The organism is Cellulomonas pakistanensis (assembly GCF_016862755.1).
Classification (GTDB): domain Bacteria; phylum Actinomycetota; class Actinomycetes; order Actinomycetales; family Cellulomonadaceae; genus Cellulomonas; species Cellulomonas pakistanensis.
Genome location: NZ_BONO01000019.1, coordinates 15629 through 31209, shown reverse-complemented (window position 1 = coordinate 31209; position 15581 = coordinate 15629). Strand labels below are relative to the sequence as shown.

The 15581-nt window shown below is 74.7% G+C and carries 7 protein-coding genes; 1 reads left to right on the top strand and 6 read right to left on the bottom strand.

Annotated features, from left to right (window positions below; all coding sequences use genetic code 11):
• Nucleotides 1–89 precede the first annotated feature (89 nt).
• From rpoB to Cpa01nite_RS12635, 6 genes are all read right to left on the bottom strand, one after another.
• The gene (gene rpoB / locus Cpa01nite_RS12660; protein ID WP_203669134.1) at nucleotides 90–3596 is read right to left on the bottom strand and encodes a DNA-directed RNA polymerase subunit beta; all 3507 of its coding nucleotides are present in this window, start codon (nucleotides 3594–3596) and stop codon (nucleotides 90–92) included.
• A gap of 501 nt (nucleotides 3597–4097) precedes the next feature.
• Nucleotides 4098–4490, bottom strand: coding sequence for a 50S ribosomal protein L7/L12 (rplL, locus tag Cpa01nite_RS12655; RefSeq protein ID WP_203669133.1), 393 nt, complete (start codon nucleotides 4488–4490; stop codon nucleotides 4098–4100).
• A gap of 81 nt (nucleotides 4491–4571) precedes the next feature.
• Nucleotides 4572–5102 carry a 50S ribosomal protein L10 gene (gene rplJ, locus Cpa01nite_RS12650; protein WP_203669132.1) on the bottom strand — a complete coding sequence of 177 codons (531 nt, stop codon included), beginning with the start codon at nucleotides 5100–5102 and terminating at the stop codon, nucleotides 4572–4574.
• Between the two features lie 348 nt (nucleotides 5103–5450).
• A complete protein-coding gene (locus Cpa01nite_RS12645) occupies nucleotides 5451–8411 on the bottom strand; it encodes an FAD-binding and (Fe-S)-binding domain-containing protein (RefSeq protein WP_203669131.1) in 2961 nt (986 codons plus the stop codon).
• 134 nt (nucleotides 8412–8545) lie between these two features.
• A complete protein-coding gene (locus Cpa01nite_RS12640; RefSeq protein ID WP_203669130.1) occupies nucleotides 8546–8986 on the bottom strand; it encodes an OsmC family protein in 441 nt (146 codons plus the stop codon).
• Nucleotides 8987–9097: 111 nt separating this feature from the next.
• Nucleotides 9098–10558: a M15 family metallopeptidase gene (locus Cpa01nite_RS12635; protein WP_203669129.1), complete on the bottom strand. Its 1461-nt coding sequence runs from the start codon at nucleotides 10556–10558 to the stop codon at nucleotides 9098–9100.
• Between the two features lie 572 nt (nucleotides 10559–11130).
• Between Cpa01nite_RS12635 and Cpa01nite_RS12630 the strand changes: the two genes are divergently transcribed.
• On the top strand, nucleotides 11131–15330 hold the full coding sequence (locus Cpa01nite_RS12630; protein ID WP_203669128.1) for a S8 family serine peptidase: 4200 nt from the start codon (nucleotides 11131–11133) through the stop codon (nucleotides 15328–15330).
• Nucleotides 15331–15581 lie beyond the last annotated feature (251 nt).

The window sequence follows — 15581 nt, the reverse complement described above, 5'->3', positions numbered from 1 at the left end:
CGGGGCGCCTGCGTCCGGCGGAATGGAGATGCTGCAAGGGGTGCGGGCGGCCCGCCGGCCCCGGTGAGGGGGCCGGCGGACGCTCGGCGTCAGATCTCGTCGACGGTGCTCGCGGCGTTCGGGCGGCGCGAGAGGTCGATGCCCAGCTCCTCGGCGGCGCGGTACACCTCGTCGTCGTTCTCCCGCATGTCGATCGACACGCCGTCGGAGGACAGCACCTCCACATTCAGGCAGAGGGACTGCATCTCCTTGAGGAGCACCTTGAAGGACTCCGGGATGCCCGAGTCGGGGATGTTCTCGCCCTTGACGATGGCCTCGTACACCTTCACGCGGCCCGGGATGTCGTCCGACTTGATGGTCAGGAGCTCCTGCAGCGTGTAGGCCGCGCCGTACGCCTCGAGGGCCCACACCTCCATCTCGCCGAACCGCTGGCCGCCGAACTGCGCCTTACCACCCAGCGGCTGCTGCGTGATCATCGAGTACGGGCCGGTCGACCGGGCGTGGATCTTGTCGTCCACGAGGTGGTGCAGCTTGAGGATGTACATGTAGCCGACGGCCACCGGGTCCGGGAACGGCTCGCCGGAGCGGCCGTCGAACAGCCGCGCCTTGCCGTCCACGCCGACCATGCGCTCGCCGTCGCGGTTCGGCAGGGTCGACCCGAGCAGACCGGTGAGGGTCTCCTCCGGCACGCCGTCGAACACCGGCGTCGCGACCGGGACGCCCGGCTGCGAGGACTTGGCGATCTCCGGGACCTCGTCGACCCACGACAGGTCGCCCTCGGCCAGCTCGACGTTCCAGCCCTGCTTGGCGATCCACCCGAGGTGGACCTCCAGCACCTGGCCGACGTTCATGCGGCCCGGGACACCCATCGGGTTGAGGACGATGTCCACCGGGGTGCCGTCCGCGAGGAACGGCATGTCCTCGACGGGCAGGATCTTCGAGATGACGCCCTTGTTGCCGTGGCGGCCGGCGAGCTTGTCGCCGTCCGTGATCTTGCGGCGCTGGGCGATGTACACCCGGACGAGCTCGTTCACGCCGGCGGGCAGCTCGTCGCCGTCCTCGCGGTTGAACGTGCGCACCTCGATGACCGTGCCGGACTCGCCGTGCGGCACCTTGAGGGACGTGTCGCGGACCTCGCGGGCCTTCTCGCCGAAGATGGCGCGCAGCAGGCGCTCCTCCGGGGTCAGCTCGGTCTCGCCCTTCGGGGTGACCTTGCCGACCAGCACGTCGCCCGCGGAGACCTCGGCGCCGATGCGGATGATGCCGCGCTCGTCCAGGTCCGCCAGCACGTCCTCGGAGACGTTCGGGATGTCCCGGGTGATCTCCTCGGGGCCGAGCTTGGTGTCGCGGGCGTCGACCTCGTGCTCCTCGATGTGGATCGAGGACAGGACGTCGTCCTGCACGAGGCGCTGCGACAGGATGATCGCGTCCTCGTAGTTGTGGCCCTCCCACGACATGAACGCGACCAGCAGGTTGCGGCCGAGGGACAGCTCGCCCTCGTCCGTCGCCGGGCCGTCGGCCAGCACGGAGCCGACCTCGACGCGGGCGCCCTGGTCGACCAGCACGCGCTGGTTGTACGACGTGCCCTGGTTCGAGCGGCGGAACTTCGCCACGCGGTAGGTGCTCGTCGTCGCGTCGTCGTTCGCGACCGTGATGAGGTCGGCGGACACCTCGGTGACCACGCCGGGCTTGCTCGCCACGATGACGTCGCCCGCGTCGACCGCCGCGCGCCACTCCATGCCGGTGCCGACCAGCGGCGCCTCGGAACGGACCAGCGGCACGGCCTGGCGCTGCATGTTCGCGCCCATGAGCGCGCGGTTGGCGTCGTCGTGCTCGAGGAACGGGATGAGGGCCGTCGCGACCGACACCATCTGGCGCGGCGAGACGTCCATGTAGTCGACCGTCTCGGCCGGGACGTCCTCGGTGTCGCCGCCCTTGACGCGGACCAGGACGGTCTCGTCGGCGAACTTGCCGTCGGCGTCCACGGCCGCGTTGGCCTGGGCGATGACGTAGCGGTCCTCGTCGTCGGCGGTGAGGTAGTGCACCTCGTCCGTCACGCGGCCGAACTCGACCTTGCGGTACGGCGTCTCGACGAAGCCGAACGGGTTGATCCGCCCGAAGGTCGCGAGCGAGCCGATGAGGCCGATGTTCGGGCCCTCGGGGGTCTCGATCGGGCACATGCGGCCGTAGTGCGACGGGTGGACGTCACGGACCTCCATGCCGGCGCGGTCGCGGGACAGACCACCCGGGCCCAGCGCGGACAGGCGACGCTTGTGCGTCAGGCCGGCGAGCGGGTTGTTCTGGTCCATGAACTGCGACAGCTGGGACGTCCCGAAGAACTCCTTGATGGAGGCCACGACGGGGCGGATGTTGATCAGGGTCTGCGGCGTGATCGCCTCGACGTCCTGGGTCGTCATGCGCTCGCGCACGACGCGCTCCATCCGGGACAGGCCGGTGCGGACCTGGTTCTGGATGAGCTCGCCCACGGCGCGGATGCGGCGGTTGCCGAAGTGGTCGATGTCGTCCGTCTCGACGCGGACCTCGATCGCCTCGCCGTTGCGCTGCCCCGGCAGGGTGGCGACGTCGGCGTGCAGCGCGGCCATGTACTTGATCGCGGCGACGATGTCGTCCTTGGACAGCACCGAGTCGGCGAGCGGCACGTCGATGCCGAGCTTCTTGTTCAGCTTGTAGCGGCCGACCTTCGCGAGGTCGTAGCGCTTCGGGTTGAAGTAGAAGTTCTCGATCAGCGCGCGGCCGGCCTCGACGGTCGGCGGCTCGCCCGGGCGGATCTTGCGGTAGAGGTCGAGCAGCGCCTCGTCCTGGGTCTGGACGTGGTCCTTCTCCAGGGTGTCGATGACGGCCGGGAACTGCGCGAACTCCTCGCGGATCTCCGACTCGGTCATGCCGAGGGCCTTGAGCAGCACGGTGGCGTTCTGCTTGCGCTTGCGGTCGACGCGGACGCCGACGTTGTCGCGCTTGTCGATCTCGAACTCCAGCCACGCACCGCGGCTCGGGATCATCTTGACCGAGAAGATGTCCTTGTCGGACGTCTTGTCGGCGGTGCGCTCGAAGTACACGCCCGGGGAGCGGACGAGCTGCGACACGACGACGCGCTCGGTGCCGTTGATGATGAAGGTGCCGCGCTCGCTCATGAGCGGGAAGTCGCCCATGAAGACCGTCTGGCTCTTGATCTCACCGGTGGTGTAGTTGACGAACTCCGCGGTGACGAACAGCGGCGCCGCGTAGGTGAAGTCCTTCTCCTTGCACTCGTCGGCCGTGTACTTCGGCGGCTCGAAACGGTGCTCGCGGAACGACAGCGACATGGTGCCGCCGAAGTCCTCGATGGGGGAGATCTCCTCGAAGATCTCCTCCAGTCCAGCGGTCTCCGGGACGTCCTGCCGGCCGTTCTCGAGGGCGGCGGCGACGCGGGCCTGCCACTTCTCGTTGCCGAGCAGCCAGTCGAAGCTCTCCGTCTGGAGCCCGAGGAGGTCCGGGACCTCGAGGGGCTCGTCGATCCGGGCGAACGAGACGCGGCGGGAGATGGTGCGGTTCGCGATGGCTTCGGACGTTGCGGAGGAGGTGCGCGAGGCAGCCAAGAGGGGTCCTTCCCAGCAGATCGAGTTCCCTGCGACGGGCCCGGCGGTTCGCGACCCCCCGGCCTCAGGCCCTGCGGGCATCGCGTACTACGATGCCGTCGGGCGCGGGTTATACGGGGTCGCGGGCACAGGCCAGCGCAAAGCGCTAGCGTAGTACAGACGTGGCGGCAAGTCCAGCGCTCGTGGTATGGGGCGTGCGCCACACCTGGTGGGCGAGCGGCGCGCCGGGCCTGCGCGGTCCGAACCGGGGCACGCCGTCGTGCCTCCACGGATCTGCAACACCCCCTCCCCCGCGCGCATTCCGCGCGCCGCCGCGGGCCACCACGGGGGTGCACGAGACACGTCGAGGGTGCCCTCAGCGACGGCACGCTCGACGTGTCTCGTGCACCCTCGCGCGGGCGGCCCCGCGCACGGCGCAGGCCCGCACCCCACCAGGGGGTACGGGCCTGCGCGCGAGGCGACCCGGGTCTCAGCGCGCGAGCGCGCCGGACCCGGAGCGGGTCACTTGAGGGTGACGGTGGCGCCAGCGCCCTCGAGGGCGGCCTTGGCCTTGTCCGCGGTCTCCTTGTTGACGTTCTCCAGGACCGGCTTCGGCGCGCCGTCGACGAGGTCCTTGGCCTCCTTCAGACCGAGCGAGGTGAGGCCGCGCACCTCCTTGATGACCTGGATCTTCTTGTCGCCGGCGGCCTCGAGGATGACGTCGAACTCGTCCTTCTCCTCCTCGGCCGGGGCGTCGGCACCGGCACCGCCGGCGGCCGGGGCGACGGCGACGGCGGCCGGGGCCGCGGCGGTGACCTCGAAGGTCTCCTCGAACGCCTTCACGAACTCGGAGAGCTCGATGAGGGTGAGCTCCTTGAACGCGTCGATGAGCTCGGCGGTGGTGAGCTTCGCCATGATGGCGGTTCCTTCCGATCGATCCCCTCCGGTCACGGCGACCGGCGGGGTGAGTGTGGGGAGCGTCTGAGCCGGGGTGGCTCAGGCCGCGGTGTCGGCAGTCTCCTGCTGGGCGCGGAGCGCCTCGACGGTGCGCACGGCCTTCGAGGCGGGCGCGGTGAAGAGGTAGGCCGTCTGGAACAGCTTGGCCTTCATCGCACCGGCCGCCTTGGCCAGCAGGACCTCGCGGGACTCGAGGTCCGCGAGCTTGGTGACGTCCGCGGCGGTCAGGGCGCGCCCGTCGAGGACACCACCCTTGATGACCAGCGCGGGGTTCGCCTTGGCGAAGTCACGCAGACCCTTGGCGGCCTCGACCGGGTCACCGGTGACGAAGGCGATGGCGGACGGGCCCTTGAGCTCGTCGGCGATCCCCTCGATACCGGCTTCCTTGGCCGCGATCGCGGTCAGCGTGTTCTTCACCACGGCGTAGTTCGCGTTGCCGCTCAGCGACCGGCGCAGCTGCTTGAGCTGCGCGACGGTGAGCCCGCGGTACTCGGTCAGCACGGCAGCGTTCGAGTCGCGGAACTGGTCCGTGAGCTCGGCGACTGCGGCTGCCTTGTCCGGCCTCGCCATGGCAATCCTTCCGATGGTGGTGCCGCCGGGCGTCGTCCTCGGCCCCGGCACGGAAAGAGCCCCGGCGCAGGCGCCGGGGCTCGCAGCGGACGCGCTCGCACGCGTCACCATCGAACATCGATCACCTGCGCGGGCCTCCGCGTGAGCGGGACTTCGGGCGGCTCTCGCGCGCACCCCACGGAGGCGGGGAGAGCACGGGGGCCGACGACCTGCGGTCTTGGGCAACGACCAGAGTACGGCACGCGGCGGCCTGGCCCAAATCCGCAGCCCGGCGGCGTGCACGAGCGCCGAGGGAGGACCGTCGCACCGCGGGAGGACCGCACCGGACCCGACCTCGGCGCGCGCGTCCTACCTCGGCGTCCGCTCGGCCGCCGCCGGCAGGTGGGCCGCGAGCAGCTCGGCCAGGTGCACGCCCCGGACGCCCGCCAGCTGGTCGGCCTGGGTGCGGCAGGAGTACCCGTCGGCCAGGTACACGTCGCCCGGCGCGGCCTCGCGCAGCGCCGGCAGCAGCGCCCGCTCGGCGACCTGCACCGACACGTCGTAGTGCCCCGCCTCCATGCCGAAGTTGCCCGCGAGCCCGCAGCAGCCGGCGAGCGTCGAGAACGAGGCCCCGGCCTCGGTCAGCAGGGTGCGGTCCGCGGTGTACGTCATGACGCTGTGGTGGTGGCAGTGCGGCTGCACGACCGCCGTGACGTCCGAGAGGTCGGGCAGCTGCCACCGGTCCCCCGGGCCGACCGGCGCGGGGGCGGTGAGCAGCTCGGCGAGCGTCCGGGTGGCCCGGGCGACCGCGACGGCGCGCGGGTCGTCGGGCAGCAGGTCGAGCAGGTCGGAGCGCAGCACGGCCGTGCAGGACGGCTCGAGGCCGACGATCGGCACGCCGTTCACCGCGTACGGCCCGAGCACCTCGAGCAGGTGCGTGAGCCGCTTGCGCGCGCCGTCGAGCTGGCCGGTCGAGATCCAGGTGAGCCCGCAGCAGGCCTCCTGCTCGGGGACCAGGACCTCGTACCCGGCGGCGCGCAGGACCTGCACGGCGGCGACGGGCACCGAGGGCGCCAGGCCGTCGCTGAACGAGTCGGTCCACAGCAGCACCGGCGGGCGGCCGGAGGTGCCGGTGACCGAGAGCGCGCCCGCGCCCTGGGACGCGGGCGCCGAGCCGCGGCGCGCCGCGACCTCGCCCCGCCGGACCCGCGCGCGGAACGGCGCGGGCGCGAACGAGACCATCTCCCGGCGCGTGTCCATGCCGCCGAGCTTCAGCACGACCTTCGCCAGCGGCCGGACGCCCAGCACCGCGTTGGCCAGCCGCGCGAGCCCGGGCACCCCGGTGACGAGCCGGGTCCACCGCGGCAGCCAGCCGAGCGCGTAGTGGTTCACGGGGCGCAGCCGCCCGCGGTAGGTGCGGTGCAGCACCTCGGCCTTGTACTGGGCCATGTCGACCCCGGCCGGGCAGTCCGAGGAGCACGCCTTGCAGGACAGGCACAGGTCGAGGACGTCGTGCACCTCGGGCGAGGACCAGCCGCGGGTCACCAGCGTGCCGTTCGCCATCTCCTGCAGCACGCGCGCGCGGCCGCGGGTGGAGTCCTTCTCGTCCTTGGTGGCGAGGTAGGACGGGCACATGAACCCGCCGGCCGCCGACGAGTCCGCGCGGCACTTGCCGACGCCCACGCACCGGTGCACCGCGGTGGTGAAGTCCCCGTGGTCGTGGCCGAACGCGAAGCCGCCGTGCCCCGCGGGGACCGGCCGGGCGTGCGGGCGGCGCAGGTCGGCGTCGAGCGGCCGGGGCCGGACGAGCACGCCGGGGTTGAGCAGGTCGTCGGGGTCGAGCAGCGCCTTGAACGCCTCGAAGGCGCCGATGGCCTCCGGGGAGTACATGACCGGCAGCAGCTCGGACCGGGCCCGGCCGTCGCCGTGCTCGCCGGACAGGGAGCCGCCGTGCGAGGCGACCAGGTGCGCGGCGTCCGTCATGAACGCGCGCATCGGGTCACCGGACCGCTCCATCGGGACGTCGAGCCGGAGGTGCACGCAGCCGTCGCCGAAGTGCCCGTACGCCAGGCCGTCGACGCCGTGCCGCGCCATGAGCGCCTCGAGCTCGCGCAGGTACGCGCCGAGCCGCTCGGGCGGGACCGCGGAGTCCTCGAACCCGGGCCAGGCCTGCTCCCCGGACGGCGTCCGGCCGCCGAGGCCCGCGCCGTCCTCGCGGATGCGCCACATCGCCGCCGCCTCGGGCCCGGGCGGGAACACGCCGACCGCCCGGGTGCCGGCGTCGGCCGCGAGGGCCTGCGCGCGGGCGAGCGCGTCGTCCACGGTGTCGCCGCCGACCTCGCACATCAGCCAGCCGGCGCCCTCGGGCAGCGGCGGCACGGCGGCGGCGCCCTTGACCCGGCGCACGACGTCGACGAGCCGGGCGTCCATGCCCTCGACGGCCAGCGGCTTGTGCGCCAGCAGCGCGGGCACCGCGTCCGCGGCGGTCGCCATGTCGGGGTAGCCGAGGACGACGAGCACCGGCGCGGCGGACACCGGCACCAGCCGCACGGTCGCGCCGAGCAGCGTGACGACCGTGCCCTCGGTGCCGACCAGCGCCTTCGCCAGGTCGGCGCCGTTCTCCGGCAGCAGGTGCTCGAGCGAGTACCCGGACACCTGGCGGCCGAACCGGCCCAGCTCGGTGCGGATCGTCGCCATCTCCGCGCGAACCAGCGCGTCGAGGCCGTCGACCGGGTCGAGGCCCTTCCCCGCGGTGAACCGCCGCCCCCGCCCGTCGACGACGTCGAGCTCGAGGACGTTGTCCGCCGTGCGCCCGTACGCCACCGCGCGCGGCCCGCAGGCGTTGTTGCCGATCATCCCGCCGAGCGTGGCGCGCGCCTGGGTCGACGGGTCGGGGCCGAACCGCAGCCCGTGCGGCGCGGCGGTCTGCTGGAGCATCGCCATGACGACGCCCGGCTCGACGCGCGCGGTGCGCGCCTCGGGGTCGACGTCGAGCACCCGGTTCACGTGCCGGGACCAGTCGAGGACGACGCCCGTGCCGACGGCGTTGCCGGCGACGGAGGTGCCGCCGCCGCGAGACGTCACGGGGGCACCGAGCCCGCGCGCGACCTCCAGCGCGGCCAGGGCGTCGTCCACGTCGCGCGGGAACACGACGACGGACGGGACCACCCGGTAGTTCGACGCGTCGGTGGAGTACTCCGCGCGGCGGCGTGACGAGTCGTCCACCGCTCCCCCGACGGCGGCGCGCAGCGCGCGGACGAGCTCGGCGGCGTCGGCGCCCGGCGGCGTGCGGGGATCGGCGCCCGGGGGGAGGGACGTGGCGGTCGGCACGGCGCCAGTGTTCCACCGCGCCGGGGGTGGGTGCCCCCGCGTCCGAGGCCCGGACGCCGCGACGCGCGCCCCCGGACGCGACGACGCCCCCGGCCCGCCGAGGGGCGGGACCGGGGGCGTCGGGGTGGCGCGGCTCAGGACTCGAGCGCCGCGTCCAGCGTGATCTCCGTGCCGGTGAGCGCCTTGCTGACCGGGCAGGTCGCCTTGGCGTCGTCGGCGGCCTTGAGGAAGCCGGCCTCGTCCAGGCCGGAGACCTCGGCGCGGACCGTCAACGCGATGCCGCTGATCCGGAAGCCGCCCGCGGAGTCCGGGCCGAGCGTCACGTCGGCGGTGACCTCGAGGGACTCGGGCGTGCCGCCCGCCTCGCCGATCAGGGCCGAGAGCTGCATCGCGTAGCAGGACGAGTGCGCCGCCGCGATGAGCTCCTCGGGGCTCGTGGTGCCGCCGGCCTCGTCGGCCGCGCGCTTCGGGAACGACACGTCGTAGGTGCCGACCTTCGAGCTGGTGAGCTCCACCTGGCCGCCGCCCTCGTTCAGGGTGCCGTTCCAGGCGGTGCGGGCGGTGCGAGTGGGCATGTCGGGGCTCCTCACGAGGGGTGGCTCGACGGCCGGGCGGCCGCCGCGCTGCTCACGGTAGGACGCCGCGACCGCCGACGCACGCCGCGCCCTCCGGGGCCCGCGGGGGCGTCAGCCCACGTACTCCCAGTGCCACGGCTCCGGCTTCGAGCCGGTCGCGCGGGCCCACTCCGGCAGCGTCCAGCCGTACTCCTCGGCGTGCGCCAGCATCCAGTCGTGCTGGTCGGTGCCGAACGAGTAGGCGTTGCCGCCCAGGTCGATCGCGACGCCGCCACCGTGGTTCGACGTGCCGGGCGTCGCGCACAGGCTGCCCTTCTGCGCGCGGCAGGCGACCTGCTGGCTGTACGACCGGTAGGAGTCCGTGATGACCAGGTTGGTGCCGAACGCCTGCGTGAACGCGACGTTCAGCTGCTCGAGCGCCTCGGCCGCGTCGCAGCGCAGCTCCTGGCCGGGCGCGAAGTCGAGGCCGCACAGCGCCGACGACGGGATCTGGCCGTTGCTGTAGCCCTCGAGCGACGTCCGCTGGGCCTCCTTGCGGGCGGCCTCGGCGGCGGCCGCGGCGGCAGCGGCGGCCGCTGCCTGGGCCTCCTGCGCCTGCTGCGTGACGACCTGCAGCTCGGCGGTCAGCGTGGCGACCTCGCCCATCGCGGCCGTCAGGCGCGCGGCGGTGGGGTCGTCGGGGGTCTCGGCGACGTCCGCGGCCGACCCGGTGGGCTCGGTCGGGGCGGCGGACGGGTCCGCCGCGGCGACGTCGTCGGACGCCGACTCGGCGCCCGCCGCGGCGGCGGCGTCCGCCAGCGCGGACGCGCCGACCTCGGCGACCGCCCGGTCGAGGGCCTCGCCGGAGAGCACCGGCGCGGCGGGCGCGGCCGGCTGCAGGGCCTGCAGCGCGGGCTGCTCGGCCTGGGTCGCCGCGATCAGGGTGTCGAGCTCGGCGACCGCGGTGTCGAGCGCCGCGGTGGCGTCGGCCGGCACGGCGGCGGCGACGGCGTCGGCCTTGGCGTCGCCGGCCTCCTGCACGGTGGTGGCCGCGAGGACGACGGCCGCGCCGCGCTCCTGCACGACCTCGGGCGCGAGGGCCGCGGTGGTCGCGGCGTCGCCCGGGCTCGGCGAGGCGGTCGGCTCCGCGTCGGCGCCCGCGAGCGCCCGCGCACCGACGGCCGTGGGGGCGATGGCGAAGCCACCGACACCGAGCGCCAGGCCCACGGCGACGGCGCCCTGCGCCATGCGCGCGGCGGACCGGCGGGGGGCGCGGCGACGCCGTCGCTCGGCGCGGTTCGGCGCGTCGGCGGACGCGAGCGTCGCGACCGGGACGCCGCGGGCCGGGGTGCGCACCGAGGCGCGGCCGTCGGCGCGGTGCGACACGCGCCCGCCGGTCGGCTCGGCGGCGCGGCGGCCGCCGGCCGCGGCGGCACGACGGCCGGAGGGGGCCGACGCGCGCCGGGCGGGGAGGTCGCCGGGGCCGTCCTGCGCCGGGCCGGCCGCGCGGCGGCCGCGGGCGCGCACGGGGGCGTGGTCGACGGGGGTCGTGGTGTCGGGGGACGTGCGGGGGGAGGGGGTGGAGGACGTCACGGGCTCGGGTGCTGCACCTTCGATCGGGGACGGGGCGGGCGACGCGCTCGGGCCGGCGGGGGTGCCGGGGGCGTCGTTCCGGCCGGTGGGCACGACCGCGCCCACCTCCCCGGGGAAGGCGGGCGTGGGTGTCGTCGCGGCGGCCGGGGCCGCGGGGTCGCGCTCGTCGCGCGGGGCTGCGTGCCGGCCGCGGGACGTGCGCCGCGCGGCGGGCATGCTGTCACTCACGGTCGTCGAGGTTAGGCAGCGGACCTCGGGGTCGTTCAAGGACGGCGCGACCAGCGCGCGAAGATCCCGTGACGATGCCGGGGCCCGATCTTCACGAGATCCGCACACGCGCCACCCTCAGGTGCGCGGCGTCGGCTGCCGCCCTGGCCAGGCATGTCATCAGCCGCTCCTGTGGCCCGGGTCACCCATGCTAGCGACGCCTGTGCGCGCGCTGAGCGACGAATGTGTGGCGGAACCGTGACGAATCGCCCAGAAGTGCGTACCGTGTGGCGGCAGTCACCCTCCGTCGTGACGTCAAGTCACGACGCGGTGCACGCCCGCCCCTGCCCGATGAACGGAACCCCATGACGCGTCGCCCGCTCCGTGCCTCGTTGACCGTCCTGGCGCTGGCCGCCACCACCACTCTCGGAGCGGGCGCCACCGCGTCCGCCGCGGGGCCGGGTGCCGCGTCACCGCCCCTCCCCCTCGACCCCGGGCTGACGGCCGGCGCGGGCGACCCGGTCGCCTCGGACGACGTCCTCGCCGGCACCGAGGGCAAGGTCTCCTCGGGCCTGGCCGACGCCGAGGGCACCGTGACCGCGTTCGTGCAGCTGGACGCCCCGTCCGGCCTCGACGTCGCGGAGGACGGCGGCGACGCGGCCGCGGTCCAGGAGGCGACCGCGCAGGTCGAGCAGGTCGCCGAGGCGGTCGTCCCCGCCGAGGCCGACCCCGCCGCCCGCACGGCCGCCGTGGCGCCGGAGCGCATCGCCACCCTGTCCAACCTCGTCTCGGGCGCGCTCGTCACCGGCGACGCGGCGCAGGTCCGGGAGCTCGCCACCTCCGACAGCGTCGTCGCGGTGTACCGGGTGACCACCAAGACCGCCGACAACTCCTCCACCGACGCGTTCACGCGCGCGCTGCAGGTGTGGCAGGACACGGGCCAGACGGGCGAGGGCGTCCGGATCGGCGTCATCGACACCGGTCTCGACTACACCCACGCCGCGTTCGGCGGCCCGGGCACCGTCGAGGCGTACCAGCAGGCCTACGGGGAGGACGGCACGCAGCCCGTCCCCGAGGGCCTGTACGACCCGGCCAAGTACCTGGGCGGCTACGACTTCGCCGGCCCGCTGTACGACGCCGACCCCGCCTCCGAGCTGCCCGGCGCCACGCTCACGCCGACGCCGGACGCCAACCCGATCGACAGCCTGTACACGTCGGACAACTCCGGCCACGGCACCCACGTCGCCGGCACCGCCGCCGGCTACGGCGTGCAGCCCGACGGCACGACGTTCACCGGCGACTACGGCACGCTGACCGACCTGACGGACTGGGAGGTCGGCCCGGGCTCCGCACCGGAGGCCGGCGTCTACGCGCTCAAGGTGTTCGGCGACATCGGCGGGTCCACCGACCTGACCGGCGTGGCGCTCGACTGGGCGGCCGACCCCGACGGCGACGGCGACTTCGGCGACCACCTCGACGTGGTCAACCTGTCGCTCGGCGCCTCGGCCACCCCGTCCGACGACCCGGACAACCTGCTCATCGACCGGCTGTCCGACCTCGGGACGCTCGCCGTGCTGTCCGCGGGCAACTCCGCCGACATCACGGACGTCGGCGGCTCCCCCGGCTCCGCGGCGTCGGGCCTCACCGTCGCCAACTCGGTCGGCAGCCCGCAGACCTACGACGGCGTCGAGGTCACCGAGGCGCCCGACCCGGCGCTCGTCGGCACCTGGTCCGCGCAGAACTCCATCTCCTACGCGGGCACCGCGGACGTGACCGCCCCCGTGGTGTACCTGGGCGACAACGTGGACGGCTGCGCCCCGCTCACCGAGTACGCCGACCGGCTCGCCGGGAACATCGCCTACCTGTGGTGGGACGACGACGACGCGACCCGGGCGTGCGGCTCCGGCGCGCGGTGGAACAACGCCGAGGCCGCGGGCGCGGCCGGCGTGCTGATCGGCACCGAGTCGACCGTGTTCGCCGCGGGCATCGCCGGCAACGCGACCATCCCCGGCGCGCAGCTCACCGCCTCGTCGACCGACGCGCTGCTGCCCGCCATCCAGGCCGGCGGGGTCGTCGCGCACCTCGGCCCGTCGCTCGCCGCCTCGGTCACGTCGGACGAGATCGGCGACGCCCTGAACCCGGGCTCGTCCCGCGGGGCGCACGGCTCGCTCGGGATCATCAAGCCCGACGTGGCCGCGCCCGGCACGCTGATCTTCTCGGCGGCGTCCGGCACCGGCACCGCGGCCCAGTCGCTCTCCGGCACCTCGATGTCCGCGCCGCACGTCGCCGGCATCGCGGCCCTGGTCCGCGCCACGCAGCCCGGCTGGACGCCCGCGCAGGTCAAGGCCGCGGTGATGAACACCGCGACGCACGACATCTGGACCGGCGCGAACCAGTCCGGCACCGCGTACGGCCCGCAGCGGGTCGGCTCCGGCCGCGTCGACGCCCGCGCCGCGGTCGCCGACACCGTGCTCGCGTACGGGTCGGAGGACCCGGACCAGGTGTCCGTGACCTTCGGCGTCGTGGACGTGGCGGACGAGCCGGTCACGCTGAAGAAGACGGTCACGGTGCACAACACCGGCACCGAGGACGTCACCTACGGCACGGCGTTCGCCGCGTCGACCACCACCGGTGCAACAACCATCACCACCTCCCCCGCGACGCTGACCGTGCCCGCGGGCCGGCAGGGGCTGGTCACGCTGACGCTCACCGCCGACCCGGCGACCCTCGAGCGCGAGATCGACCCGACGCAGGCCACCACCCAGGGCGGCGTGCCGCGCGAGTACGTGGCGTCGCTGTCCGGCCGGCTGGTGCTGACCTCGGGCTCCGACGAGCTCCGCGTCCCGGTGCAGGCCGCGCCGCGCCTCGTCTCCGAGCTCACCGCCGACCCGGTGTCGTTCGCGGACGCCGGCGCGGAGACCGCCGCGCTGACCCTGTCGGGCCGGGGCGTCGACTCCGGCGGCTGGACGTCGCTGGTCGCGCCGCTGACCCTCGGCGCCACGAGCCCGAAGCTCGAGGACGTCCCCGGGTTCGTCACCTCGGAGTCCGCGGTGGCGTCCGGCGACCTGCGCTGGGTCGGCTGGACGTCCACCGCCCCGCAGCAGGCCGCCGCGGGCGGCGACCCGGCCGACGGGTACCTCGGCGTCGGCATCGCGGTCGACGGCGACTGGGCCACGCTCGGCCAGGCCGTGCTCCCGGTCATCGACTGGGACGTCGACGGCGACGGGGCGACCGACGCGCAGACCGTGGTGCAGAAGCTGAGCGACGCCGCCGACGTCACGGTGGCCGCGACGTTCGACTACGAGACCGGCGACACCCTGGACGTGCAGGGCGTGAACGGCGCGTTCGGCGACGTCGACACCACGGTGTTCGACAGCTCGGTGCTGGTCGCGCCGGTCGGGATCGGCGCGCTGGGCCTCGAGCCCGGCGCCACCCCGACGGCGACGGTGTGGACGTTCTCGGACTACGCCGCCGACCCGGGCGGCCAGGTCGACGCGGCCGACGCGTTCACGGTCGACCCGTTCGACCCGCCCTACTGGTTCGACGGCGGCGTGACCGACGCGCTGTGGTTCGCGGCGTCCGACGCCACCGAGCTCACCGTGCACCGGTCGACCACGACGGCGGCGCCCGCCGAGCAGCTGCTGGTCCTGCACAGCCACAACGCCGACCCGACGACCCGGGCCCAGGTGCTCGACGTCGCCGTGCCCGCGGCCGCGCCGACGACCACCGCGCTGGAGGTGCGCGGCCCGGCGAAGGTCGGGAAGGACCTCACGCTCACGGCGACCGTCGACCCGGCGGAGGCCACCGGCACCGTGTCGTTCCGCGTGGACGGCACCGAGGTCGCCACGGCCCCGGTCGCCGGCGGGACGGCCACCGCGACGGTCCGGCTGGGCGGCGGGTCGCACGCGCTGACGGCGGTGTTCACCCCGGACAGCGCGGCGTTCGCCGGGTCCGAGTCGGCGCCGGTCACGGTGGACGTGGCGAAGGCCGGCTCGACCACGAAGGTCACGCTGTCGCAGAACTCGGGCCGGTACGGCTCCGAGGCGAGCGCGACCGTGACCGTCACCGGCCAGGGCGCGGTCCCGGCCGGCACCGTCGAGATCCGGGAGCGCGGCACCGTCCTCGCGACCGGCGAGCTCGCGCCCGGCACCGGCACGCAGGCGACCGCGACGATCGCCCTGCCCCGCGACCTGAAGGCCGGGTCGCACACCCTCACCGCGGTGTACACGGGCAGCGCGGACGTCGACGGCTCGCAGACCCAGCGGGCCTACCGCGTGCTGGCGACGTTCCCGACGATCACGCTCGACACCCCGTCCTGGACGGTCTCCCGCGGCGCGACGCCCGCGGTGACCGTCACGGTCGCGGGTCCCGAGGGCGCCCCGACCGCCGGCGGCAAGATCACGGTGCTGGCGGGCGTCCGGCCCGTCGCGACCGTGCCGCTGACCGACGGCTCGGCGACGGTGACCCTGCCGAAGGTCAGCCGGACCACCACGGTCACCGCGCTGTACACCGGCGACGGCGGCTACACCCCGACGCTCACCGTGGGGGTGCTGAAGGTGCGCTGAGGCGCGCACGCGCGGGTGCGGCACGGCGGGGCGGGCGCGGGGGTCGCCCGCCCCGGCCGGACCGCACCCCGCGCGGGAGGGCGGCGCGGACGGGCCGGGGAGATCCAGGACCGGCCGCGCCGCGAGGGGGGTCACCGGGGGGCGGTGACCCCCCTCTCGCGTGCGCCGGCGACGCGGCGCGTGCCGAGTGGGCACGCGACGCGTCGAGCGGGCAACCAGGGGATGCCCGCTCGACGTGTCCGCTGCCCACT

What these genes read in the sequence shown, in the direction of transcription:
- rplL (WP_203669133.1), bottom strand. Translation starts at nt 4,490, where the DNA reads ATGGCGAAGCTCACCACCGCCGAGCTCATCGACGCGTTCAAGGAGCTC.
- Cpa01nite_RS12630 (WP_203669128.1), top strand. Translation starts at nt 11,131, where the DNA reads ATGACGCGTCGCCCGCTCCGTGCCTCGTTGACCGTCCTGGCGCTGGCC.
- rplJ (WP_203669132.1), bottom strand. Translation starts at nt 5,102, where the DNA reads ATGGCGAGGCCGGACAAGGCAGCCGCAGTCGCCGAGCTCACGGACCAG.
- Cpa01nite_RS12640 (WP_203669130.1), bottom strand. Translation starts at nt 8,986, where the DNA reads ATGCCCACTCGCACCGCCCGCACCGCCTGGAACGGCACCCTGAACGAG.